A 22,958-nucleotide genomic window follows, 5' to 3' on the forward strand; every position below is an offset into this window, starting at 1 on the left:
CGCTGACGAAATGGAATTTCGAAGGTACTTTAAGCGGTTGTATCCGCTCTTCTTTCCGCAACTGCAAGCCAGATAAGCAAGCCGATGCAGAGCACCACAAACGGAAACACCAGAATGGTGACCGTGTTCCAGCCGTAGACATTCAGCAAAGCGCCGGACGAGAACGAAGCGGCGGCAACAAAGCCGAATACCAGGAAATCGTTGACCGCCTGCACCAGGTTCCGCTCTTCGGGCCGGTAGGTATCCGTCAGCATGGCGGTGGCTCCGATGAAGCCGAAGTTCCAGCCAAGGCCGAGCAGGATTAGGGCGATCCAGAAGTTGGCAAGGTCGACCCCCATCAGCGCGACCACCGAACATCCAGCCAGTAGCAGCAGGCCAATCGAGACGATCCGTTCCTTGCCGAAGCGACCAATGAGATTACCCGTGAAGAAACTCGGACCGAACATGGCAAGCACATGCCACTGAATGCCAAGCGTGGCGTCATTCTGCGACAGGCCGCAGCCGATCATGGCCAGCGGCGTTGCCGTCATCACCATGCTCATGAGCGCATAGGAGCAGATACCGCAGGCTGCCGCGACGATGAAACGGCGTTGTGTCATGATCTGGCGCAGCGGACGTCCACCCGCCTGGGTGTGGGTATGCCGCTGCGGCTTTGGAATTCGGAGAAAAGCCACGAGGAAAAAGGCAATCAGTGACAAGCCCGCCTGCGCCAGATAGGTACCGGCGAACAGGATCGGCGAGAACAGGTCCTTGGTGGCGATAACCGTTTGCGGACCAACCACCCCTGCCAGAACACCACCGGCAAGCACCCATGAAATCGCCTTCGGCTTGAAGGCGTCACTTGCCGTGTCTGCTGCCGCAAAGCGGTATTGCTGCACGAATGCGCCTGCAAAACCGCTGATGCAGCACCCGAGAGCAAACATCAGAAACTCGTCCTGGAAAACCGCGAATGCCGCCAGCAGCCCGGCGATGGCCCCAAGCAAAGCTGCCCCCATGAAACCGGTCCTGCGGCCGTAGCGGCGCATGATCATGCCGGCGGGAATGGTCCCGAAAGCTGTTCCCAGGACCATCGCCGACACGGGCAAGGTCGCCAGGGACTTGTCCGTATCCAGCATCGAATACCCGACCAGCGGCGCCGTTGCGATCACGATCGACGCCGAAGCCCCACCAATAGCCTGAGCCAGAGCCAATAGCAGCGCGTTTCGTTTTGCCAGACTGTCGTCGACAAAGCTATCGGGGGTCGTCACGGTCATTTGGATACTTTCAGGAAGGCAGAAGTTTGCATGGCACATAACACGCCAACAGCCGACCGCGAAAGACCAGAAGTTTCATTTGCAACCGGAGACCAGCCGAGAGCTGTAACGTGCGACACGTCGCGGCCAAGCGGCACGAAAGCGCAACACCGTCGGAGGCAGGCATTCGGGCGAAGGATCCGGCCTGGCAAAATTCCAGCGCCTGTCCTTTGCGACAGCTAGAAGTGACTGAAGCCCACAAAGCGATCGTAGTCGACAGGTTGCCCGGCTTCCTCAAGCCGAATTCGGCCCTCACCCGCCCGGGCATGACCGATTTGCGTGACGGGACAGCCGGCCAGATGAGCAACCCGGCAGAAGGTGCCTGAAAGGTCTTCCGGCACCGCCAGCAGGATTTCGTAATCGTCGCCACCGTTCAGGCAACGGGCAAAGTCCTCTGGTGACTTGATCTTGAGATGGGCGAGCGCCTGTGAAAGCGGCACCTGATCCAGGTCGATCGTGAGGTCCAACGCCGAAGCGCTGGCCATATGCGCGCAGTCGGCGAACAGGCCATCTGACACGTCCATGGCAGCCGAAGCATAATCGGTCACCGCCCCGGCAAGCCTCGTGCGCGGCCTCGGCAGCAGGTAACGGTCGAGAATATGGGCTTCTTCGCTCTCAGTCAGATCATGATCGCGGCAGTAGTCGGGATTGAGGCGCGCCTGAAGACCGGCAGCGGCGTCGCCAATGGTTCCGGTAACGAACAGAAGATCGCCCGGCCGTGCCCCGGACCGCCGAACTGCGTTGCCGGTTTCAACCTCGCCTATTGCCGTGATCGACACTTGCAGACCATTGCCGGAACGGACCGTGTCACCGCCAAGCAAATGGAAATCATAGGCCGCCTGGTCAGCCGCCAGGCCGTTGCAGAACCGCTCAAGCCAGTCGACTGTCCAGTCGGACGGCAAGGACAGCCCCATCAGATAGCCGCGCGGACTTGCGCCCTTCGCCGCAAGGTCCGAGAGGTTGACCCTCAGTGCCTTGGCGGCAATCGCTTCCGGTGCATCTTCAGCAAAGAAATGAATATCGGCCGCCAGCACGTCCTTGGTCAGAACGAGGTCATGGCCTTCCCGCGGTGTCAGCACCGCAGCATCGTCGGTCAGACCGAGACTGCCCGGGTCTTTTGCCAAAGGGGCAAAGAAACGCCGGATCAGCTCGAATTCGCCTGGCCGGTCAGCGCCCATGATCAGGAGGCGCCGTCCGTTTTCTTTTCCTCGAGTTCGCCGCTGCGCAATTCATGCGCAAGACGGTCGAGCACGCCGTTGACAAGGCCGGGCTCATCATCATCGAAGAAGGCCTTGGTAACGTCGATATACTCGGAAATGATCACCTTGGCCGGAACATCCTTGCGGCGCAGCAGCTCGTAGGAGCCCGAGCGGAGGATGGCCCGCAGCAGGCTGTCGATACGCTTCAGAGGCCAGTCTTCGGCCAACGCATTGTGAATGTAGGGATCCAGAAACTTCTGGTCCTCCACAACGCCGGCAAGGATCTGCTTGAACCATTGTTCGTCGGCTTCGCGATACTGCGCACCGTCGATTTCCTTGCCGAGGCGAAAGGCAGTGAATTCGCTGACGACACTGGTCAGCGGCGCACCGCCTACGTCCATCTGATAAAGAGCCTGAACAGCGGCAAGGCGAGCCACGCCGCGTTTGTTTGCAGGGCGCACAGTTTTTCCAGCCGGTTTTTCCGGGTCGGCCTTTCCGGTCATTCTTCTTATACTCCAAGCCGCTCGCGCAGGGCGATCATGTCGAGGGCAGCACGGGCAGCCGCGCCGCCTTTGTCCTTGTCGTCCACCTTCGCGCGGGCCCATGCCTGCTCACCGTTTTCAACGGTCAGGATACCATTTCCGACAGCCAGATCCGCATCGACGATCAAATCCATGATCACCCGGTTCGATTCATTGGCAACAATATCGTAGTGGGTTGTCTCGCCGCGAATGACGACACCCAGCAGAACGAAGCCGTCGTAAAGCTCGCCGTCGTTTTCCATTGCCGTCAGAGCCATGGACAGGGCAGCCGGAATTTCCAGGACGCCCGGAACCGCGATCCGGTCATAGCTTGCGCCGGCAGCCTCAATGGTCTTGATCGCGCCTTCTGCGAGAGCATCGGCCAGATCCTCGTAGAAACGGGCTTCGATGATCAGAAGTTTCGGTGCAGCGCTCATGGGTTTTCGTTCCTATGTAAGGCCGCGACAGGAACCACGTCTGCCCCGGTTTGTCCAGTCTCATTCGTAAAGGACCACGATATCCCGGTGACGAGTTCGTCCCGTGGTTAAGGCGGTAAATGATATTAGCTCTTTTCGAAGGTGTTGGGACCGTCCCCTACCCGGTCTTGGAGAATTCCGCAAGACGGGCGGCGTAGCGGGCCATCATATCCACTTCCAGGTTGATCTTGTCACCGACCTGCCGATCGGACCAGGTCGTGACTTCGAGCGTATGCGGGATCAGGAAGACGGAGAAGAGCAAGCCGTCGACCTCGTTCACCGTGAGGGACGTACCGTCGAGTGCGACCGAGCCTTTCTTGGCGATGAAGGGGGCGGCTTCTTCTGGTGCCTCGAACTGGAAATAGACCGAATCTGGATGGTCTTCACGCTTTGTCACCGTTGTAAGTCCATCGACATGGCCAAGAACCAGGTGCCCGCCCAGCTCCGCACCCATCGTCAGCGAGCGTTCCAGATTGAGTTTCTGCCCCACTTTCCAGGATGCGACGTTGGTCAGCGCCAGGGTTTCGGCTGCCGATTCCACTTCGAACCAGTTGCCATTGGATCCGTTGTCCTTGGCTGTCACCGTGTGGCAGACACCGGAACAGGAAATCGAAGCCCCGATGTCGAAGCCATTCGTATCGTAGGCGGTGCGGATCCGCGTCCGCATTCCGGCAGGGATCTTGTCGATAGCGAGGATCTCGCCGAGGTCGGTCACAATTCCGGTGAACATGTCAGGCTCCGCGCCGTCTGAGATAAACAAAACTGTCCGGACCGAAACGGCCCGCATCGACCCGCTCGAATTTGGGGTCTTTGAGAACATCTGCAAGGTCAAGACCGTGCAGAGCAGGTATGCCACCTTCGCCGATTACGATATCCCCGGTAACGACACAAAGATCATCCACCAGATCCGCCGCCAGGAAAGACGACGCCAGACGGGAACCACCTTCAACCATCACCCGCGTTATGCCGCGTGTTGCCAGCGCACTCAGGATGACAGAGGGCTTGATGCCGGTTTCTTCAGCGGGCACCCGGATGACGTTGACACCAGCAGCCGCCAGGTCCGCCAGCTTGTCAGCATCCGCCGCATTGCCACACACAAGCCAGACAGGCACGTCGACGCAGGTTTGCACCAGTTTGGAAGTCAATGGCAGCCGGGCGCAGCGGTCGATGATGACCCGCACAGGAGAGCGATCCGCGAGGCCCGGAAGTCTGCAGGTCAGTTGCGGGTCATCGGCAAGCGCCGTGCCTGAACCGACCAGGATTGCATCGCATTCGGCGCGAAATCCATGGACCTTGCGCATCGACAGGGCACCGGAGATCTTGACCTGACCTTCGCCTGCCCGACCGATAAATCCATCCCTGGAAACAGCTAGCTTCAGGAACACCACCGGACGCTGCTTCAGTTGCCGGTAGGTGAACCCCCGGTAAAGCGCATGCATGGCCTTTTCGCGCACCCCCACTTCCACCTCGATGCCCGCATCGCGCAGCATGGCGACACCACGGCCAGCGACACGTGGGTTCGGGTCCAGCATGCCGACGACCACGCGTTTCACGCCCGCCTCGATCAGAGCCTTGGCGCAAGGCGGGGTCCGGCCGTAGTGGGAACATGGCTCCAGCGTGACGTAACAGGTCGCCCCTTTCGCCCTGTCCCCTGCCTGGTTCAAGGCGTTGACTTCCGCATGCGCCATGCCTGGACGTGACGTGACGCCTCTGCCCACGAGAACAGCGGCACCTGCGTCGAAACGGACGATGAGCGCAGCCACAGATGGATTGGGCCACACACGGCCGAGACCACGACGGGCAAGGCGTTCGGCGGCCGCCATGAAACGGGCATCAAGATTGGAAAGTTCGGACATCAAGAACCGGGTACTGCAGGTCAGGAGTTTTTGAGCGGCTGTCCGTCCGGATCGCTCAGCTCATCCAGAAGGGCTTCGAAATCCTTCGCCTCTCGGAAATTCTTGTAAACGGAGGCAAAGCGGACATAGGCAACGTCATCGATGCCCTTGAGGCCTTCCATGACGTGGTTGCCGATGGTTTCCGCGGTGATTTCGGTTTCGCCCGAACTTTCGAGCTGGCGAACGATGCCGGAGACCATGCGTTCGATCTTGTCAGGATCCACGGGACGCTTGCGCACCGCGATCTGCACGGACCGCATCAGTTTTTCCCTGTCGAAGGGAACGCGGCGACCGGAGCGTTTGAGCACCAGGAGTTCGCGCAGCTGCACGCGCTCGAAGGTGGTGAACCGGCCGCCGCAGGTATTGCAGATCCTGCGGCGGCGGATGGCTGTATTGTCCTCGGTCGGGCGGGAATCCTTGACCTGGGTTTCCTCACCCCCGCAAAACGGACATCTCATGTCTTAAAGCTCCTGAGCGAGCCCGCGATTAGCCCCCGTAGATCGGGAACCGGGCCGTCAGTGCTTCTACCTTGGCTTTGACCGCCGCTTCAACTGCCGCGTTGCCCTCTTCACTGTTTGCGGCCTTCAAACCGTCCAACACTTCCGTGATCAGCAGACCGACTTCGCGGAATTCCGCAACACCGAAGCCGCGGGTGGTTGCTGCCGGGGTGCCGAGACGAACGCCAGACGTGACAAACGGCTTTTCCGGGTCGAACGGGATACCGTTCTTGTTGCAGGTGATGTTGGCGCGGCCGAGAGATTTTTCAGCCACCTTGCCGGTGGCGTTCTTCGGACGCAGATCCACCAGCATCAGGTGGTTGTCGGTGCCGCCAGATACGATATCCAGACCCTGCTCCTTCAGGACTTCAGCCAGAACCTTGGCGTTTTCCTGAACGGCGCGGGCATAAGCCTTGAACTCCGGCTGCAGTGCTTCCTTAAAGGCAACTGCCTTGGCAGCAATCACATGCATCAGCGGGCCACCCTGAAGACCCGGGAAGACGGCCGAATTGATCTTCTTGGCGATCGCTTCGTCGTTGCTCAGGATCATGCCGCCGCGCGGGCCGCGCAGGGACTTGTGGGTGGTGGTGGTGACGACGTGGGCGTGCGGCACCGGCGACGGGTGGACCCCACCTGCAACCAGACCGGCAATATGCGCCATGTCGACCATGAGATAGGCACCAATGCTGTCGGCGATTTCGCGGAAGCGCTTCCAGTCCCAAATGCGGGAATAGGCGGTGCCGCCGGCCAGGATCAGCTTGGGCTTGTGTTCGTTGGCAAGGCGCTCGACCTCATCCATGTCGAGCAGATGGTCGTCCTCACGCACGCCATAGGAGACGACGTTGAACCACTTGCCTGACATATTGACCGGGGAGCCGTGGGTCAGGTGACCACCGGAGTTGAGATCCAGGCCCATGAAGGTGTCGCCAGGCTGCAGAAGAGCCAGGAACACCGCCTGGTTCATCTGGCTGCCGGAGTTCGGCTGAACGTTGGCAAACTGGCAGCCGAACAATTCCTTCGCGCGCTCGATTGCCAGCGTTTCGGCAATGTCGGCGAACTCACAACCGCCATAGTAGCGCTTGCCCGGATAACCTTCGGCATATTTGTTGGTGAAGATCGAGCCCTGCGCTTCCAGCACTGCGCGGGAAACGATGTTTTCCGAAGCAATCAGCTCGATTTCATGCTGCTGACGGCCGAGTTCCTTGCCGATCGTGTCGAAGATATCCGGATCGGCTTCAGCAAGGCTGCGGGTGAAGAAACCGGACTGCAGGGACTGATCGGAGCTTTCCATCAAAGACATAGCGCCATCCTTGTGTTCTTTTGATAGATCAGGAGCATCGGCGGCCAATGTCCGGAAGGACGCTTTCGACCGTCATGCCTGTGTGAGGCGAGGAATTAACACACCCCCCGACCAGAACCAAGGGGCATACCGACGCGTCCAGTTTGGAAAACGACACAGCTGCCAAATCTTGAACGAAACAAGTTTTCGCAACCTCAGCCCAAATCTAAACTGAGAACCCAACAAGTTACACTTGCAACAGATCCGATCTTCATCGCCGGTCATTTGACCAGCATCAAAACAATACCCGGGCACAATTCAAATCTGCTCTCGCAAATCGATCTGGTGCGCCGTTCTTCTCAAAACGATTTAAATTGATAGTTGTTTTATCGAAACCTGTTGCGGAAGCAGAGACTTAAGACAAACCATCAATAAAGGGTCGGGTCAGGCCTGTTCTGCGCAGTCAAGGCTTCCTGTTCAAGGCGGCGGCGAAGTTTTCGAACGGCAATCCGCTTCAGATCTTCCTGAGCCGCTGAAGCCGGCCCGAAGACCGACACTTCAAAACCGGTCGCCGCGTCAATGGCTGTGACCTTGACCTGCTGACCGATCGGCCGAAACTCAAGATAAATTTCACCAGGCCGCTCTTCGCGACTCATTGCCGTTCTCCTGATCCAGCACCCCGTTGTCGAACAAGCATGCGAATGGAGCTAGAATCCATGAAACGCCGGCCCGATCAAGGCCGACGTTTCTGGACAGGAAACAATTGTTTGACGCTTGGCGACTGCTACAGGCGTGCTTGCTCACCCGTTCCGTAGAGGTCGTCGCGGTCGTAGATATCATCGCGGAAATGCACCACACCGTCGGCGTTTGCCCAGGCGGTGATGTAGGTGAGATAAAGCGGAATCTGCGATTTCAGTTTCACGTCTTCACGATCGCCGGTGCGGATGACACCATCGACACGTCCCCGATCCCAGTCAGGAGTTGTCGACTGCAATAGCCAGGTCACCAGCTCTCGCACATTCTGAACGCGCACGCAGCCCGAAGAATGGAACCGGTTGGCTTCGCCAAACAGGGTCTTGGACGGCGTATCGTGCAGATAGACCTGGTGTTTGTTGTGGAAGTTGATGCGCACCGACCCGAGCGAGTTTTCCGAGCCCGGATCCTGGGTGAAGCGATACTGGGTCGCCTCATCCGTGTTCCAGTCGATCTGTTGCCAGTTCAGCTCGTTGTTGCTCCAGTCGAAGATGCGGATATTGTTCTTCGCAAGGTACTGCGGATCCTCTTTCATCTTCGGGATCAGGTCCTTGCGGATGATCGACTTCGGCACCGTCCAGTACGGATTGAAGTTCAACTCGTAGATCTTGCTGTTGAGGATCGGCGTCTGGCGGTCGATCTTGCCCACAACGGCCGTGTGGCGCGAACGGACCATGCCGTTTTCGACCGCCTCGATCTCTGCTGCCGGAATGTTGACCATCACGTAGCGGTCGCCCAGGAAACCGGACATGGACCGCATACGGATCATGTTGGTTTCGAGTTGGCGCAGACGTACGTCAGCCGAAATGTTCAGCGCAGTCACGGTGCCGTCGCCCATCACGCCGTCCGGAATAAGACCGTGACGAAGCTGAAAACGACGCAGCCCTGCATCCACGTAAGAATCGAAGGTGTCGGAGAGGCCGGCCTGCTGTTCAAGATCGCCGGAAACGATCAAGCGGCGGCGAAGTTCCACGACGCGCGGATCCTTGGCACCGATGCGAAGCGCCTTGCCACCAGCAGACACTGTTCCCCAGCCACCGGCCTGGACAATGCGCTGATAACGATCGATCGCTGCCGCGATATAGTCGGCCGTCTGCGGCGACAACGTCGGAGCAGAGGATTTCACTTCCGTGATGTGGTCCGTCGCGATGTCAAAGTTATCCGCCCATTCAACCTGCTGGTTCTGTGCGAATGTCATCGGGGCCGTCTGTGCCTGCGCACCAGTTGCGATCATGACTGGAGTTACCACGCCCAGCATCATCATGCTCTTGAGCGTTTTTCCAGCAGTCCACTTCCAGTGACGCTTTATCCCGAACGGTCCGGATAAAAGGTTCATCGCCGACCCCATGTTGCAGCGCCATTCGGCGCAAATGTTCTTCAAGTACGCGGGGTTGAGACCAACAAAACAGGCCACCCCGGCGGTTCCTGCTCCCAGTCCTAACGGAAGGGAGTTAACAAATCGCTTGATTTTTTAACCATCTCGGATTCAGGAGCACTGCACAAAGCCATTCCAATGTGACCACAAGATGTCAACTTTGCCTCAGCAGTTGAAACTGCCTGCACCATAGCTTTGATTCTCTGCCGTTCGAGAATTCCGGCTGTGCAAATTTGCGTGAGGTCGGCAACTTGAGGCTGAAAAACAGAAAGCACCGCCCAATGGGCGGTGCCTTGTCATCTGAATGTTCCGCGAATGTCTTACAGGCGGTAAAGGATCTGGTCGGTCCAGAACCGCTCCAGACGGCGCAGGGACTTGTTCAGAGCCACAAAGTCCTGCGGACCGATTTCGCCGACCTGTTCCACGGACAGCATGTGACGCTCATAAAGATCGTTCACGATCTTGGCCACTTCCCGACCCTTTTCCGTCAGGCTGACGCGGACAGACCGACGGTCCATGCGCGAACGCTGATGGTGGATGTAACCGGTCTCGACCAGCTTCTTCAGGTTGTAGGAGACATTCGACCCCAGGTAGTAACCGCGTGTCCGCAGTTCACCGGCAGTCAGTTCGCTGTCGCCGATGTTGAACAGCAGCAGTGCCTGCACGCTGTTTACGTCGGACCGGCCCATGCGGTCGAATTCGTCCTTGATGACGTCGAGCAGACGCCGATGCAGTCGCTCAACGAGCGTAAGAGCCTCTAGGTAAAGCGGCTTGATCTCAAGCTCTTCCCCTTCACTCTGTGCAACAGCGTCGACTGCCCTACTTGCGGTGATCATGTGATTGCGCCTCTTTTAGTACCTGTCGTTGGACGGATATTTTTCCCGCCTTGTTTCGCAATCTAACCGAGCGATTCTAAAATCCGCTTAAGAGACACGCTGAATCATCCGTTAACTTCCAAGGGGCGTTTTAGACTTCCCTTTAACAAGTTGTTTACGATGTTCCGCGGAGGAACTTCACAATCCCTGAGAAATCCTGGGCTTCGCCACCTGTATTACAGAACAGCGAATAGAGCGCCGCTGCTTCCGCGCCCAACGGCGTTGCCGCGCCGGCCGAATTTGCTGCTTCCTGAGCAAGTTTCAGATCCTTGAGCATCATCGCGGCTGCAAACCCAGGTTGATAATCCCGGTTCGCCGGAGACGACGGCAGCGGACCTGGCACCGGGCAGTAGGATGTCAGGGACCAGCACTGACCGGACGCGGTCGAGGAGATGTCAAACAACTTCTGCTTGTCCAGACCCAGCTTCTCGGCGAGCACGAATGCCTCCGACACGGCAATCATGGAAATGCCGAGGATCATGTTGTTGCAGATCTTCGCCGCCTGACCGGTTCCGGCGTCGCCTGCATGCACGATGGTCTTGCCCATGATGTCGAGATAGGTTTTCGCCGCTTCGAATGCCTCGGCGGATCCACCGACCATGAAAGTCAGCGTTCCACCCGCTGCGCCCGCAACACCGCCGGAGACCGGTGCGTCGACCATTTTCATGCCTCTGGCCTCTGCCGCCGCGCTGACCGCACGGGCGCTGTCGACGTCGATGGTCGAGGAATCGATCATGAGAGTGCCGGGCTTGGCGTTGTCGAGAATGCCGCCCTCGCCTTCATAGATCTGGCGGACATGCTTTCCGGCGGGCAGCATGGTGACGATCACGTCGGCAGCAGCAGCCAGGTCAGCGACACTACCTGCCCTTTCACCACCCTCCGCTTCGTGTGCCGCCATGGCCGCTTCGGACAGATCAAAGCCGAGTACCTTGTGCCCTGCCTTGACGAGATTGATCGCCATCGGTCCGCCCATGTTGCCAAGACCGATAAATCCGATAGTGCTCATGATGGTTTCCTCCCAAAGAGATTTCATGTTGATTTTGAATCTGTTGGCTGGCCGTCTTGAACTGCCGTTCCAGGCACTTCAAAAACTGATTCAACCGCCGTCAGCCGGCATTGGCCTTGTTTTCCCTGTCCATCAGGAAGGCCAGTCCGGCATAGATTGCGATTGTCAGCAGGTAGAAGGCGATTTCATATGGCCGGCGGCCGTAGAGATCGGAAAAGGCTGTGTGCATGACGATCTGGCAGAAGCAGCGGAAAATCCACATCACCGTGCCCCAGGACACGGTCAGCCAGAGGCCGGTCGCGGCCACCAGATCCAGGACGGCAAAAAAGACGATGGCTCCCTGCAGCGCCACGGGCATATCCCAGAACCACAATCCACGCCATTCGACGATGCCGATAATGCGGGCCCAGTAGATGACGCCGCCGCCGATGAGAATGATCGCAATGCCGCGCAGATACCAGATCAGCAGCGTGCTCCAGGGTGGGCGGGAATCGATCAGGTCCTGAAAGCTGGTAATCATGTGCTGTCCGGGTCAGGTTGAGCTCAGCTGAGCGGCAGATCTCCGTCAGCAGGTTCCTCGAAATACGACGCCAGCTCGGCGCTGTCCACTTGGCCAAACTGGGCAGGCGACCATTTTGGCGTCTGATCCTTGTCGACCAGCACAGCACGAATGCCTTCGTAGAACTCCGTCCCCTGCAGAATGCGCGAGACGATGCGATATTCAAGCTTCATGCATTCATTGAAGGAAAGCTTGCGGCCTCGCTTCATTTGCTCGAAAGCAATCAGAACGCTTGTCGGTGATTTTTGCCGGATCGCGGCAGCGGCCTTCCCGGCAAATTCACTCTGTGAAGCATCCAGACGCGACAGAATGTCTTCCACCGATGCAGCCGAAAAGATCTCGTCGATAACGTCGAGACTTTCGCAGACGGGCCCCTTCTCCGGCGTCGTCAGATACGGCGCAAGCACTGCGCCGATATCGTCTGCTGTTTCAAGGTCCTGTTCCAGGTCAGCAAGGCTTTCTTCCGAAACGGCGTGGGTCAGGACGCCGGTAGCCAGAGCATCGCCCTGTTTCAGCCTGCCGGAGCTAAGTGCACAGTAGACGCCGCTGTTCCTGGGCATGCGCGGCAGGAAGAATGTCCCGCCGACATCCGGGAAAAAGCCAATTCCGGTTTCAGGCATCGCAAACAAAGTCTTTTCCGTGCCGATGCGATAGCTGCCATGAACCGACACCCCGACACCGCCTCCCATGACAATCCCGTTGACGAGAGCGATGTAAGGCTTCGGATAGGCCTTGATCTGTGCGTTGAGCATGTACTCGTCACGGAAGAAGGCGCTCAGGCCATCGGTCTGCCCGCTCATTCGGGCATCATAGATGCTGCGAATGTCGCCACCTGCGCAGAACGCCTTGTCGCCAGCACCCGTAACGACGATGTGTGCGATTTCCGGATCTTCCGCCCAGCGCGACAATTGCTCGGCCATTGCCAGGACCATGGCGTGGTTGATCGCATTCAGTGCCTTCGGCCGGTTCAGGATGACAAACCCGGCCTTGCCGCGCTTCTGGAAAAGAATCTCGTCGCTCACTGGCGCCTCGCAAAAAGAAGAGTCGTTTCAACGGAATGGGACGGAAAACTCGATCAGTCCTTCAGCAGCTGCCGCGCAATGATCAGCCGCATGATCTCGTTGGTGCCTTCCAGGATCTGATGCACCCGCACGTCGCGGAAATAACGCTCGATAGGATAGTCGCGCAGATAGCCGTAGCCGCCATGAAGCTGCAGTGCTTCGTTGACCACCTTGAAGCCGGTGTCGGTGGCAAGCCGCTTGGCCATGGCCGCAAGCTTGGTGGCGTCATGCGATTTCGCATCCACCGCCGAAGCGGCCTTGTGCAAGAGCAGACGGGCTGCTTCCAATTCGGTTGCCATATCCGCCAGGCGGAACTGAAGTGCCTGGAAGTCGGCAATCGGTCGACCAAACTGCTTGCGTTCCTGCACATAGGCCAGGGCGTGATCGAGACAGGCCTGTGCAGCCCCCATCGAGCAGGCGCCGATGTTGAGCCGGCCGCCATCGAGCGCCGCCATCGCAATCTTGAAGCCCTGCCCTTCCGATCCGATCAGATTTGACTTCGGCACCCGGCAATCCTGAAAATTGACCTGGGCCGTCGGCTGGCTCTTCCAGCCGAGCTTCACCTCGTTGGCACCGAAGCTAAGACCGGGTGTCCCTTTTTCGACCAGAAGACAGGAAACGCCGGACGGGCCCTCACCACCTGTGCGGACCATTACCGCATACAGATCACTAACGCCGCCACCGGAGATGAATGCCTTGGAGCCGTTGAGGATATAATGGTCGCCATCATCCTTGGCGCTGGTACGCAGGCTCGCTGCATCCGAACCCGAGCCCGGTTCGGTGAGACAGTAGCTTGTGAGCAGGTCCATGGTGCAGAGCCTGGGCAGATACTTCTGGCGCAGGTCCTCCGAGCCATATGTATCGATGATCCAGGCGACCATGTTGTGAATGGATATATAGGCCGCCGTCGACGTACAGCCCCTGGACAGTTCCTCGAAGATCAGCGTTGCATCCAGCCGGGTGAGCGCGGAACCGCCGACATCTTCCTTCACATAGATGCCACCGAACCCAAGCTCGGCTGCCTTGCGCAGGGTGGGAATCGGAAAGTGGCTTTCCTCGTCCCATTCCTTGGCAAATGGCGCCAGTTCATCCCGCGAGAAACTTGCCGCCATGTCCTGAAAGGCGCGCTGATCTTCGTTCAGTGAAAAGTCCACGGGTTATCCTCCCTCAAGCGGTGGCGGCGCGCTTCCTCCTCCGGAAAGGTCTGCGCCCTGTCTTCGCGGCAGCACTAAAGCACATTTGACGCGAACGTCAAACAATCTCTTTTTCTTTATTAAATTCAGTTATTTTACAGAATGTTGGATTGCGTCAATCTGCGTGATAGATTGGCGGCTCACTTCGATCAGAATACGCTTTCCAACATCTCCTAGCGAACAGTCAGGGCCGATGCCGTCAAAATCTCCCCTCCCGCCGATCACCTCCGACCATATGGACACACTTCTGGCCGGCACCCGCATGCGCCGCAACCGCCAGAGCGACTGGTCACGCCGTCTGGTGCGCGAGAACAGCCTTACGGTCGATGACCTGATCTGGCCGATTTTCCTGGTGGACGGCGAGAATATCCGTCAGTCCGTTCCGTCCATGCCGGATGTTGTGCGCCTGTCCGTGGATGAAGCCGTCCGCGACGCCGAGAAGGCAGCGAAGTTGAACATTCCGGCACTGGCACTGTTTCCCTACACCGATCCTGGTCTTCGTGATGAAACAGGTTCCGAGGCTCTCAATCCTGAAAACCTGACCTGTCGCGCCTTGCGCGCAATCAAGGCGGAAGGCCTGAACCTGGGACTGATGACGGACGTCGCCCTTGATCCATACACCAGCCACGGTCATGACGGGTTGATGGAAGGCGAGACGATCCTGAACGACGAGACAGTGGATCAGCTCTGCCGGCAGGCCCTGGTGCAGGCGGAAGCCGGATCAGACGTGATCGCCCCGTCCGACATGATGGACGGACGTATCGGCGCCATTCGACAGGCTCTCGATTCTCAAGGTCATCGCGGAACGCAGATCATGGCCTATTCGGCGAAATACGCCTCCGCCTTCTATGGTCCGTTCCGGGACGCCGTCGGCTCGTCGGGGACCCTGGTTGGCGATAAGCGCACATACCAGATGGATCCGGCCAATACGAACGAAGCCCTTCGGGAAGCCGAACTGGACATTGCCGAAGGCGCCGACATGGTGATGGTCAAGCCAGGCATGCCCTACCTCGACATTGTCCGGCGGATAAAGGACGAGTTCCAGGTTCCGACCTACGCGTATCAGGTGTCAGGCGAATACGCGATGATCAAGGCCGCGGCCGCAAACGGCTGGCTGGACGGAGACAAGGCGATGCTGGAAAGTCTGCTCGCCTTCAAGCGCGCCGGCGCCGACGGCATCCTGACCTATTTCGCACCGAAGGTGGCCGAAATGCTGGCAGCCGGGAAATGACCTCCACCGGGGCAACCACCGCTGACAGCGTCACATTCGACAAGGTTCAGGAAGCGGCTGCGCTTTTGAAGGGCGCCGTAATCGAGACCCCGTGCCTGCCCGCTCCGCGGCTTTCGCAGCTCACAGGGGCGGATGTCTTTGTAAAATACGAAAACATGCAGGTCACCGGCGCCTTCAAGGAACGTGGTGCGCTGGTGAAGCTCTCCAGCCTGACGGCGGATGAAAAGAAGCGCGGCGTGATTGCTGTTTCGGCCGGCAACCACGCCCAGGGTGTTGCCTACCACGCCGGACGGCTTGGCATACCGGCAACCATCGTCATGCCGGTTCTGACGCCATTCGTGAAGATCTCCGCGACCCGCAACCACGGTGCAGAGGTGGTCCTGGCGGGAAACACGCTGGCCGAGGCGAAGGAAGAAGCCGACAGGCTGGCCGAACAGAACAATCTCGTCTGGGTTCACCCATACGACGATGCCCATGTCATTCACGGCCAGGGCACGATCGGCATCGAGATGCTGGCGCAGCAGCCGGATCTCGATGTTCTCGTCGTGCCGATCGGCGGTGGCGGCCTCATCGCCGGCATCGCCACGGCGGCAAAAGCTCTCAAACCTTCCGTCGAAGTGATTGGCGTTGAGACGACGCTTTACCCCGGCATGTGGGGCGCCTTCTATGGCAAGGACGTGCGCTGCGAAGGGGCGACCATCGCAGAAGGTATCGCTGTGCGCGACATCGGCGTCCTGACGACCGAAGTCGTCAAAAGGGCCGTCGATGATATCCTGCTTGTTTCGGAAAGCAGCATCGAGCGGGCGATCAACGCCTATCTGACCTTGCAACGGACCATTGCGGAAGGCGCAGGCGCTGCCGGTCTCGCGGCCTTGCTGACCGAACCCGAGCGATTTGCCGGCAAGAGGGTTGGCCTGGTTCTTTGCGGCGGCAATATCGATCCGAGACTGCTGTCCAAGATCGTGGTTCGCGAACTTGCACGCGATGGCAAACTGGTCTCGATCCGGATCGACACGCCGGACCGCCCCGGCGTTCTGGGTGAAATCGCAACCGTGATCGGTGACATGCAGGGCAACGTGGTCGACGTTGAACACCATCGCCTGTTCCTCAATGTTCCCGCGAAAGGAGCAACGCTGGACGTCACCTTCGAGGCCTTTGACCGTCCACATGGCGAGCGTATCGTCGCCGCTCTGCGCGAACGCGCCTTCGTGGTGCGCTACCTGGAAATCGGCGAGCGGATGGACTGAAGGGCTGCCACCTCAGTCCTTCATTACACGGCTATTGATGCGGACACTCCACACACCGACCTCATCCTGAGGAGGACCGGAGGACCGTCTCGAAGGATGGACTCCTTGCTCCGGCGTATGCCGCCCATCCTTCGAGACAGAGCTCCGCGCTTCCTCAGGATGAGGGGGTGGCGTGGATTACCCGCGGAACGGTTCGGCTTCACCCGGCAAATGATTTGCGAAACCCGCTCCAAATCACCACATGTTGATCATCGAACCCAAGGGAGCCGAACCATGTCAGCTGAAACCACCTCCGAATATGCCCGTCAGGACGTTTTCGATCCTGTGAGCAATCCGGAGCTGTTTTCCGGCGTGCGCAGCCGGCGCATCTTTGCCTTCTTCATCGATCTGATCGTGATCACGTTGTTAACCTTCGGTGCCGGCATCGTGGTGTTCTTCCTGGGTGTCTTTACGCTGGGACTCGGCTTCCTGCTTTACGGCATCCTGCCGACGGCGGTTGCGCTGCTCTATGTCGCCTTCACCCTTGGTGGCTCGCAGGCGTCAACCCTGGGCATGCGTGCGATGGGACTGGAAATGCGCCTCTGGTATGGCGCAAAGCCCTACCCGCTTCTGGCAGCCGTCCATGTCATCCTGTTCTGGTTTTCGGTCTCTTTGCTGACGCCGCTCGTTTTGCTGGTGTCACTGTTTTCCGACCGTAAACGCCTGCTGCACGACCTCGTACTGGGAACGGTGGTGATCAACTCGGCCTCCCATCAAGGCTATGTGCGCGGCCAGGTGTAAGGTCAGTTCAAGAGAGCCAGCGACAGGTTCAATACTCCGGCAAAGCAGGTCCAGAGCGCGTAGGGTATGAACAGCTGCGCCGACAAACGATCCGTTTGCCAGCTTCCACCGATAAAGTTCAGGATCAGGTAGAGCATCACCGCGATCACGGCAAAAGCCGTCCACATGAAGTGGAGCGTGAAGAAGAGTGGCGACCAGATCCAGTTGAGAACCATCTGCCCGTACCAGATTTTCATCACGCGGCTATCAGGTGCCCGAAGGAATGTCCGCCAGCCGGCAATCGCTATCAGAATGTAAAGAATGGTCCAGGCAGGCGCGAAGACCCAGTTGGGCGGATTGAACGGCGGCTTCTGCAAGGCCTCGTACCAGGCGCCTGGTGTGTTCAAAACGCCGATCGTGATGCCGACACCCAAGACAACCGCCAGAAACAAGACCAGCGAGAGCAGGTCTTTCGGGAACGAAGGCGAAATTGGGTTATCTGATTTCATGACTTCTTCAACGCGGATCGCCAGTCCGGGTTCCCATTAATCGGATCAAATCGCGGTAACGGCGGATGAACTTTGACAGTGTCATTGCCTCAAAGGAATATATCAACGGCAATATTATCTTAAGGCTCTTCCATTGCCGGGACCGCCTGCTTTAAAGTGCAGGTTCGTGAAATTGGCCAAGGTGGCTTTGGGCAGGTGAATGGACTCAGTTGATATTGCAATGGCGCTGACCTTCGTGGTGATCGCGTCCACTGTCGTCCTGTACGCCGTCGAGCGGTACGCGATTGAAACAATAGCCCTCGGGTCCGTTTCCGCCTTCATTGTCATCTTTTCGGTTTTTCCGGTCGAGCGACCGGACGGTTCGCTTATCACCACCGGCGACTTCCTGTCCGGCTTCTCAAATCCGGCGCTGATAACGGTCATCTGCCTCCTGATCATCGGCCAGGGACTGTTCCAGACGGACGCGCTGGAAGCACCGGCAAAGGCGATCGTCAAAATGACGCGCGGACGGTCGCTGCGGGCTGCAATCCCTGTTCTCCTGACTGTCGCGGCGCTCAGCGCATTCTTGAACAACACCCCTGTTGTGGTGATGTTTCTGCCGATCCTGACTGCTGTTGCCGCAACGGTCGGCCAGTCGCCGGCCCGTGTGCTGATGCCCCTGTCTTTCCTCGCGATCCTTGGCGGCATGACGACGTTGATCGGCTCGTCGACCAACCTGCTGGTAGCAAATTTCGCGGCGCAAAGTTCCGATCTCAAACTGACCTTTTTCAGTTTCACCCCAATCGGACTGATCATCGCCGGTGTCGGCTCGATCTATGTGCTGTTCATCATGCCGAAGCTGCTTCCGGTGCGCAAAACCATGGCGGAAGAGTTCCAGAGCTCCTCCGGCAAGCAGTTTATCGCCCAGATCGAAATCACCTATGGTCATCCGCTGGTGGGCGTGGAATCCGTATCCGGCATGTTCCCGCAATTGAAGGACATGACGGTAAGACTGGTTCAACGAGGCCAGAAGCCAATTCTACCCCCGTTTGAAAACGTGGTGCTCTCTCCCGGCGATACCGTGATCGTGGCGGCCACGCGTGCAGCCCTTGCCAATGCTCTGGCTCGCCGGCAGCCGCTGATGGAAGCAGATTCAGATACCAGCAACTCCGGCCGCGAGACCCAGGCACCTGCCGGTACGATCAGCCTGGCGGAAGTGGTGGTGGCCCCCGCGTCCCGCCTGATGGGACGCACCTTGCCCCAGTCGGGCTTTTACACCGACACCGGCTGTCTGGTGATGGGTATCCAGCGCCGCAGCCGCATGCCGCGCATGGCGATGAACGACATTCGCCTGGAAGCGGGTGACGTGCTTCTCGTGGCCGGCAGTGAAGAGGCGATCGCGCGCCTGCGCGGCAATCGCGACGTGCTGCTGCTGGACTGGTCGATGGCGGAAGTGCCGCGCAAACGCTACGCGCCACGGGCACTTGTCATCTTCGCTCTTGTTGTCGCGCTGGCTGCCAGCGGTCTTGTTCCCATTGTCACCACCGCCGTGGCCGGGACCTTCGCCATGATTGTGTCGGGTTGTCTCAACATCCGCCAGGCCATGCGCGCCATCGACAGCCGCATTTTCATGCTGGTGGGCGCCTCGCTTGCGGCTGCCGTTGCACTGGAGGGTACCGGCGGCGCGAATGCGATTGCCACCGGACTGGTTCATTTGCTCGCCGGGGCATCGCCGACCGTGATGCTGTCGGCCTTGTTCTTCATCGTGATGATCCTGACAAACTTCCTGTCGAACAACGCGGCGGCTGTCCTGTTCACACCGATTGCGATCAATCTGGCAAACCAGATCGGTGCGAGCCCGGAAGCCTTCGTCGTCTGCCTGATCATTGCGGCCAACTCGTCGTTTGCGACGCCGATCGGCTATCAGACCAACCTGATCGTGATGGGTCCGGGTCACTACAAGTTCAACGACTTTGTGCGGGCTGGCACACCGCTTGCGCTCATTTTATGGTTGACCTTCTCTCTGGTCGCGCCATGGTATTACGGACTATAGGACCGGGAATAGAGAACAAATCTAAAGGTTTCGCGGGACAAAACGGTGACACGGCACCCCACAGATCATCCGCAGTTCTACCTTACGGCGCCAGCGCCCTGCCCTTATCTTGAGGGAAAACAAGAGCGCAAGGTCTTTACCCATCTTGTCGGCCATGGCGCTCCCGCCCTCAACGAGGTACTGACGCAGGGCGGTTTCCGGCGCAGTCAGAATATCGCCTACCGCCCGGCCTGCGAACGGTGCCAGGCCTGCATCTCGGTTCGCGTCCGCGTCGATGATTTCAAGTGGAGCAAGTCGTTCAAGCGAGTCTGGAAATCCGGCACGGACATCGTCGGCGCCCGTCTGCCGCCCAGCCCGTCTGCCGAACAATACGATCTCTTCCGCGATTATCTTCAAGCCCGACACGAGAACGGCGGCATGACGGAGATGAGTGTCCTCGACTACGCAATGATGGTCGAAGACACACATGTCGAAACGATTGTCCTGGAGTATCGCCAACGCGGTCCGAACAGCTTCATCACCGGAGCCGGCGAAGGCCCGTTGTTGGGTGTTGCCCTTTCCGATCAGCTCTCGGACGGGTTGTCGATGGTCTATTCCTTCTACGACCCCGACTACACCAGGACCCCGCTCGGCACCTACATGATCCTGGATCACATAGAACGGGCCCGGAAGATGAACCTGCCCTACGTTTATCTTGGCTATTGGGTCAACGGCTCCCAGAAGATGGCCTACAAGGCCCGCTTCAAACCGCAGGAACATCTTGGCCCCAACGGCTGGCTCGTTGTCGACGCTGAGGCGTATCAAACGGAACCGCATTCAGAGGAATGACCGTGTGGAAGGCGGCGCACGCCTGCCCCTGCCCTCTCCTCTACATTGCGGCAGCTCCCACCCCAACACCTCATCCTGAGGAAGCGCGTCAGCGCTGTCTCGAAGGATGGGCGACACACTCTTGAGCAAGTGGCCCATCCTTCGAGACGGACCTGACGGTCCTCCTCAGGATGAGGTTGGAAGGGGGGGCTGCGCTCGGGAAAGGGCTGATAATTTTATCGACATCACCGAACTGCGACGAGAGCGTTACACCGTCGTGTTCCTAAGGAATAAACGAGCGGATCTGCCTGAAGACCGAGTGGAACATTTCCTCGGTGAGGCGGCCTGTGTTGGTGTTGTAGCGAGAGCAGTGATAACTGTCGAAAAGCGTCAGTCCCGTTCCGGGAAGCTCGTGCCGTGCGCCGTGGGCAAAGGCGAAAGATGCCCGACGCTGATCCAGGGCCGACAGAAAAGTCTCATGCGCGATCCGGCCGAGAGCAAGCACAGCCTTGATCGACGGATTGGCGTCCAGCGTCGACAAAAGATACGGGCGGCAGGTCTTGATTTCCGCGCCGGTTGGCTTGTTCTGCAGCGGCAGGCAGCGCACCGCGTTGGTGATCATCGCATCCTTCAACTGCAGACCGTCGTCCGGCCGGGCCTTATAGGTCCCTTCGGCAAAACCGAATTCGATCATGGTCTGGTAGAGGAGATCTCCCGCATAGTCCCCTGTAAAGGGGCGGCCCGTACAGTTCGCCCCTTTCATGCCCGGCGCCAGGCCGATGATCAGAAGACGCGGCGCGTCGGCTCCGAATGACGGAACCGGCGCGTTGTGCCAGTCGGGATAGGCAACTTTCAGCTCTTCACGCAGGGCAACAAGGCGGGGACAGGCCGGACAATCTGATGGGGGATCGACTGGCCCATGGTCTGCGATATAGTCGGACATTGCCCGATCAAGCCTCAGTAGTCGTCGTCCTCGTCGTCTTCATCGACTTGAGCGGGGGTCTGCGGACGGGCAGGACGTTCGGACGGATCACGGCCGATCTTGTTGGCAAGGCTGGCCAGATCGATGAAGTGGTCGGCCTGGCGACGCAGGTCGTCAGCGATCATCGGCGGCTGGGTCTTCAAGGTCGAAACCACGCTCACCTTGCGGCCCTTGCGCTGCAGCGCCTCGACCAGAGAGCGGAAATCGCCGTCGCCTGAGAACAGCACCACGTGATCAACGGACTCGACCAGTTCCATGGCATCAACGGCAAGTTCAATGTCCATGTTGCCTTTCACCTTGCGGCGGCCGGCACTGTCGACAAATTCCTTCACCGGTTTGGTGATGACCTTGTAGCCGTTATAGTCAAGCCAATCGATCAGCGGACGGATGGAGGAATACTCCTGATCTTCGATCAGCGCGGTGTAATAGTACGCCCGCAGGAGATACGCCTGTCCCTGGAACTCTTTCAGCAAACGTTTGTAGTCGATGTCAAAACCAATTGCCTTGGCCGTTGAGTACAAGTTCGCTCCATCAATGAACAAAGCAACTTTTTCTCGAGCGTCAAACATCTTATTTGAAACCTTTCCGAGTCATACACGTCGCTCTTGCAATTTGGCGTAGAAGGAACCGGCTTCCCGCGACCAATTCCAGGCGCACTCTATAAGGCGACGTATATTTTGCTGTAAGTTTACCGCGTATTCCGTGGCGTCACACAGCTTATCGTTTTGTTTTGTCAACGGCCTTCTGATTCTGAAAAGGGCCGTTACTAGTGGCCTACACCATTATATTGGAGTGCCGCAATGCAAAAGCGAGTAGCCTGCACCAAATCAGACAAAAAAACAGCGGATTCTTTGCCTATGCGTTCCGGGATCTGACCTCCTCCTCTCAAATTTGACAAGGGGTTGCTTTTTGGAAACGTGAACACTATACGCTGGTTCTTCAAGTTCCTTAAGCCTATGGAGACGTCGAATGGCGCGCGTGACCGTCGAGGACTGCATCGACAAGGTCGAAAACCGGTTTGAGCTGGTGCTGCTTGCTGCGCATCGCGCTCGCATGATCTCGAGCGGCTCGCCGCTGACCATTGACCGTGACAACGACAAGAACCCCGTTGTTGCGCTTCGCGAGATTGCCGAGCAGACCGTCAGCCCGGAAGACATGAAAGAGGACCTGATCCACTCGCTGCAGAAATATGTGGAAGTGGATGAGCCCGAGGCCGAAGCCGTGCCGATGGTTCCGTCCTCGAACCAGCATCAGATGACGCAGGTCAACAACGTTGACGACAGCGCGGTCGAATTCGACCGCATGTCCGAAGAAGACCTTCTGCGCGGCCTCGAAGGCCTCGTTCCGCCGGAGCGGACCGACGACGTCTGATTTGAGTTCACAAGTTCGTCTGAAGCGCGACGGGGTTTC

24 protein-coding genes are annotated in these 22,958 nt (G+C 58.5%); 6 read left to right on the forward strand and 18 right to left on the reverse strand.

The features are described 5' to 3' along the window. Positions 1-29 precede the first annotated feature (29 nt). The 15 genes from FIV03_RS24100 to FIV03_RS24170 all read right to left on the reverse strand — a co-directional run bounded on the left by FIV03_RS24100 (position 30) and on the right by FIV03_RS24170 (position 13,942). Positions 30-1,253 carry an MFS transporter gene (locus FIV03_RS24100; protein WP_152511266.1) on the reverse strand — a complete coding sequence of 408 codons (1,224 nt, stop codon included), beginning with the start codon at positions 1,251-1,253 and terminating at the stop codon, positions 30-32. 218 nt (positions 1,254-1,471) lie between these two features. Then, complete coding sequence (thiL, locus tag FIV03_RS24105; RefSeq protein WP_152511267.1) at positions 1,472-2,470, reverse strand: thiamine-phosphate kinase; 999 nt, start codon at positions 2,468-2,470, stop codon at positions 1,472-1,474. A gap of 2 nt (positions 2,471-2,472) precedes the next feature. Then, positions 2,473-2,994 (reverse strand): transcription antitermination factor NusB, encoded by a 522-nt coding sequence (gene nusB, locus FIV03_RS24110; RefSeq protein WP_152511268.1) that lies wholly within the window; start codon positions 2,992-2,994, stop codon positions 2,473-2,475. A gap of 5 nt (positions 2,995-2,999) precedes the next feature. Then, entirely contained in the window at positions 3,000-3,449 is a 450-nt protein-coding gene (gene ribH / locus FIV03_RS24115) for a 6,7-dimethyl-8-ribityllumazine synthase (RefSeq protein ID WP_023003809.1), read from the reverse strand. Positions 3,450-3,606: 157 nt separating this feature from the next. Beyond that, positions 3,607-4,218 (reverse strand): riboflavin synthase, encoded by a 612-nt coding sequence (locus FIV03_RS24120; RefSeq protein ID WP_152511269.1) that lies wholly within the window; start codon positions 4,216-4,218, stop codon positions 3,607-3,609. Between the two features lies 1 nt (position 4,219). Beyond that, entirely contained in the window at positions 4,220-5,344 is a 1,125-nt protein-coding gene (ribD, locus tag FIV03_RS24125; protein ID WP_152511270.1) for a bifunctional diaminohydroxyphosphoribosylaminopyrimidine deaminase/5-amino-6-(5-phosphoribosylamino)uracil reductase RibD, read from the reverse strand. A gap of 20 nt (positions 5,345-5,364) precedes the next feature. Then, positions 5,365-5,841, reverse strand: a complete 477-nt coding sequence (gene nrdR / locus FIV03_RS24130) for a transcriptional regulator NrdR (protein WP_023003806.1) — start codon at positions 5,839-5,841, stop codon at positions 5,365-5,367. Between the two features lie 28 nt (positions 5,842-5,869). After that, the gene (glyA, locus tag FIV03_RS24135) at positions 5,870-7,180 is read right to left on the reverse strand and encodes a serine hydroxymethyltransferase (RefSeq protein ID WP_031270645.1); all 1,311 of its coding nucleotides are present in this window, start codon (positions 7,178-7,180) and stop codon (positions 5,870-5,872) included. Positions 7,181-7,587: 407 nt separating this feature from the next. After that, the gene (locus tag FIV03_RS24140) at positions 7,588-7,815 is read right to left on the reverse strand and encodes a serine hydroxymethyltransferase (protein WP_152507022.1); all 228 of its coding nucleotides are present in this window, start codon (positions 7,813-7,815) and stop codon (positions 7,588-7,590) included. Positions 7,816-7,943: 128 nt separating this feature from the next. Next, a complete protein-coding gene (locus FIV03_RS24145; RefSeq protein ID WP_023003803.1) occupies positions 7,944-9,248 on the reverse strand; it encodes a L,D-transpeptidase family protein in 1,305 nt (434 codons plus the stop codon). 359 nt (positions 9,249-9,607) lie between these two features. Then, entirely contained in the window at positions 9,608-10,123 is a 516-nt protein-coding gene (locus FIV03_RS24150; protein ID WP_023003802.1) for a winged helix DNA-binding protein, read from the reverse strand. Positions 10,124-10,277: 154 nt separating this feature from the next. Then, entirely contained in the window at positions 10,278-11,168 is an 891-nt protein-coding gene (mmsB, locus tag FIV03_RS24155) for a 3-hydroxyisobutyrate dehydrogenase (protein ID WP_152511271.1), read from the reverse strand. Positions 11,169-11,268: 100 nt separating this feature from the next. Further along, positions 11,269-11,688: a DUF6163 family protein gene (locus tag FIV03_RS24160; RefSeq protein WP_023003800.1), complete on the reverse strand. Its 420-nt coding sequence runs from the start codon at positions 11,686-11,688 to the stop codon at positions 11,269-11,271. Between the two features lie 23 nt (positions 11,689-11,711). Next, positions 11,712-12,749, reverse strand: coding sequence for an enoyl-CoA hydratase/isomerase family protein (locus FIV03_RS24165; protein ID WP_152511272.1), 1,038 nt, complete (start codon positions 12,747-12,749; stop codon positions 11,712-11,714). Between the two features lie 53 nt (positions 12,750-12,802). After that, a complete protein-coding gene (locus FIV03_RS24170; RefSeq protein WP_152511273.1) occupies positions 12,803-13,942 on the reverse strand; it encodes an isobutyryl-CoA dehydrogenase in 1,140 nt (379 codons plus the stop codon). 274 nt (positions 13,943-14,216) lie between these two features. Here FIV03_RS24170 and hemB point away from each other — a divergent pair, with 274 nt between their 5' ends. From hemB to FIV03_RS24185, 3 genes are all read left to right on the forward strand, one after another. Beyond that, entirely contained in the window at positions 14,217-15,212 is a 996-nt protein-coding gene (hemB, locus tag FIV03_RS24175; RefSeq protein WP_286202315.1) for a porphobilinogen synthase, read from the forward strand. Continuing rightward, the gene (locus FIV03_RS24180; protein WP_152511275.1) at positions 15,209-16,459 is read left to right on the forward strand and encodes a threonine ammonia-lyase; all 1,251 of its coding nucleotides are present in this window, start codon (positions 15,209-15,211) and stop codon (positions 16,457-16,459) included. Before hemB ends, FIV03_RS24180 begins: the two co-directional genes overlap by 4 nt. A gap of 273 nt (positions 16,460-16,732) precedes the next feature. After that, on the forward strand, positions 16,733-17,239 hold the full coding sequence (locus FIV03_RS24185; RefSeq protein ID WP_152511276.1) for an RDD family protein: 507 nt from the start codon (positions 16,733-16,735) through the stop codon (positions 17,237-17,239). A gap of 2 nt (positions 17,240-17,241) precedes the next feature. On the opposite strand, the gene FIV03_RS24190 is transcribed toward FIV03_RS24185, so the two are convergent. Next, positions 17,242-17,727, reverse strand: coding sequence for a TspO/MBR family protein (locus tag FIV03_RS24190; RefSeq protein ID WP_173013929.1), 486 nt, complete (start codon positions 17,725-17,727; stop codon positions 17,242-17,244). Between the two features lie 199 nt (positions 17,728-17,926). On the opposite strand from FIV03_RS24190, the gene FIV03_RS24195 reads away from it, so the two are divergent. Continuing rightward, positions 17,927-19,759: an SLC13 family permease gene (locus FIV03_RS24195; RefSeq protein ID WP_152511278.1), complete on the forward strand. Its 1,833-nt coding sequence runs from the start codon at positions 17,927-17,929 to the stop codon at positions 19,757-19,759. 45 nt (positions 19,760-19,804) lie between these two features. Beyond that, positions 19,805-20,587, forward strand: a complete 783-nt coding sequence (locus FIV03_RS24200; RefSeq protein ID WP_152511279.1) for an arginyltransferase — start codon at positions 19,805-19,807, stop codon at positions 20,585-20,587. Positions 20,588-20,849: 262 nt separating this feature from the next. On the opposite strand, the gene FIV03_RS24205 is transcribed toward FIV03_RS24200, so the two are convergent. Further along, positions 20,850-21,509 carry a uracil-DNA glycosylase gene (locus tag FIV03_RS24205; RefSeq protein WP_152511280.1) on the reverse strand — a complete coding sequence of 220 codons (660 nt, stop codon included), beginning with the start codon at positions 21,507-21,509 and terminating at the stop codon, positions 20,850-20,852. A 14-nt stretch (positions 21,510-21,523) separates the two neighbouring features. After that, positions 21,524-22,117 carry an NYN domain-containing protein gene (locus tag FIV03_RS24210; protein WP_023003790.1) on the reverse strand — a complete coding sequence of 198 codons (594 nt, stop codon included), beginning with the start codon at positions 22,115-22,117 and terminating at the stop codon, positions 21,524-21,526. A gap of 400 nt (positions 22,118-22,517) precedes the next feature. On the opposite strand from FIV03_RS24210, the gene rpoZ reads away from it, so the two are divergent. Further along, positions 22,518-22,919 carry a DNA-directed RNA polymerase subunit omega gene (gene rpoZ / locus FIV03_RS24215; protein WP_023003789.1) on the forward strand — a complete coding sequence of 134 codons (402 nt, stop codon included), beginning with the start codon at positions 22,518-22,520 and terminating at the stop codon, positions 22,917-22,919. Positions 22,920-22,958 lie beyond the last annotated feature (39 nt).

This window comes from Labrenzia sp. THAF187b (assembly GCF_009363375.1).
GTDB classification, from domain to species: domain Bacteria; phylum Pseudomonadota; class Alphaproteobacteria; order Rhizobiales; family Stappiaceae; genus Roseibium; species Roseibium algicola.

Bases quoted from the DNA above. Each gene is read 5' to 3' on its own strand.
- FIV03_RS24190 (WP_173013929.1), bottom strand. From the start codon at position 17,727: ATGAAATCAGATAACCCAATTTCGCCTTCGTTCCCGAAAGACCTGCTC.
- FIV03_RS24145 (WP_023003803.1), bottom strand. From the start codon at position 9,248: ATGAACCTTTTATCCGGACCGTTCGGGATAAAGCGTCACTGGAAGTGG.
- FIV03_RS24205 (WP_152511280.1), bottom strand. From the start codon at position 21,509: ATGTCCGACTATATCGCAGACCATGGGCCAGTCGATCCCCCATCAGAT.
- ribH (WP_023003809.1), bottom strand. From the start codon at position 3,449: ATGAGCGCTGCACCGAAACTTCTGATCATCGAAGCCCGTTTCTACGAG.
- ribD (WP_152511270.1), bottom strand. From the start codon at position 5,344: ATGTCCGAACTTTCCAATCTTGATGCCCGTTTCATGGCGGCCGCCGAA.
- FIV03_RS24100 (WP_152511266.1), bottom strand. From the start codon at position 1,253: ATGACCGTGACGACCCCCGATAGCTTTGTCGACGACAGTCTGGCAAAA.
- FIV03_RS24140 (WP_152507022.1), bottom strand. From the start codon at position 7,815: ATGAGTCGCGAAGAGCGGCCTGGTGAAATTTATCTTGAGTTTCGGCCG.
- FIV03_RS24185 (WP_152511276.1), top strand. From the start codon at position 16,733: ATGTCAGCTGAAACCACCTCCGAATATGCCCGTCAGGACGTTTTCGAT.
- nusB (WP_152511268.1), bottom strand. From the start codon at position 2,994: ATGACCGGAAAGGCCGACCCGGAAAAACCGGCTGGAAAAACTGTGCGC.
- nrdR (WP_023003806.1), bottom strand. From the start codon at position 5,841: ATGAGATGTCCGTTTTGCGGGGGTGAGGAAACCCAGGTCAAGGATTCC.
- hemB (WP_286202315.1), top strand. From the start codon at position 14,217: ATGGACACACTTCTGGCCGGCACCCGCATGCGCCGCAACCGCCAGAGC.
- mmsB (WP_152511271.1), bottom strand. From the start codon at position 11,168: ATGAGCACTATCGGATTTATCGGTCTTGGCAACATGGGCGGACCGATG.
- FIV03_RS24120 (WP_152511269.1), bottom strand. From the start codon at position 4,218: ATGTTCACCGGAATTGTGACCGACCTCGGCGAGATCCTCGCTATCGAC.
- FIV03_RS24160 (WP_023003800.1), bottom strand. From the start codon at position 11,688: ATGATTACCAGCTTTCAGGACCTGATCGATTCCCGCCCACCCTGGAGC.
- FIV03_RS24195 (WP_152511278.1), top strand. From the start codon at position 17,927: ATGGACTCAGTTGATATTGCAATGGCGCTGACCTTCGTGGTGATCGCG.
- rpoZ (WP_023003789.1), top strand. From the start codon at position 22,518: ATGGCGCGCGTGACCGTCGAGGACTGCATCGACAAGGTCGAAAACCGG.
- FIV03_RS24180 (WP_152511275.1), top strand. From the start codon at position 15,209: ATGACCTCCACCGGGGCAACCACCGCTGACAGCGTCACATTCGACAAG.
- thiL (WP_152511267.1), bottom strand. From the start codon at position 2,470: ATGGGCGCTGACCGGCCAGGCGAATTCGAGCTGATCCGGCGTTTCTTT.
- glyA (WP_031270645.1), bottom strand. From the start codon at position 7,180: ATGTCTTTGATGGAAAGCTCCGATCAGTCCCTGCAGTCCGGTTTCTTC.
- FIV03_RS24210 (WP_023003790.1), bottom strand. From the start codon at position 22,117: ATGTTTGACGCTCGAGAAAAAGTTGCTTTGTTCATTGATGGAGCGAAC.
- FIV03_RS24150 (WP_023003802.1), bottom strand. From the start codon at position 10,123: ATGATCACCGCAAGTAGGGCAGTCGACGCTGTTGCACAGAGTGAAGGG.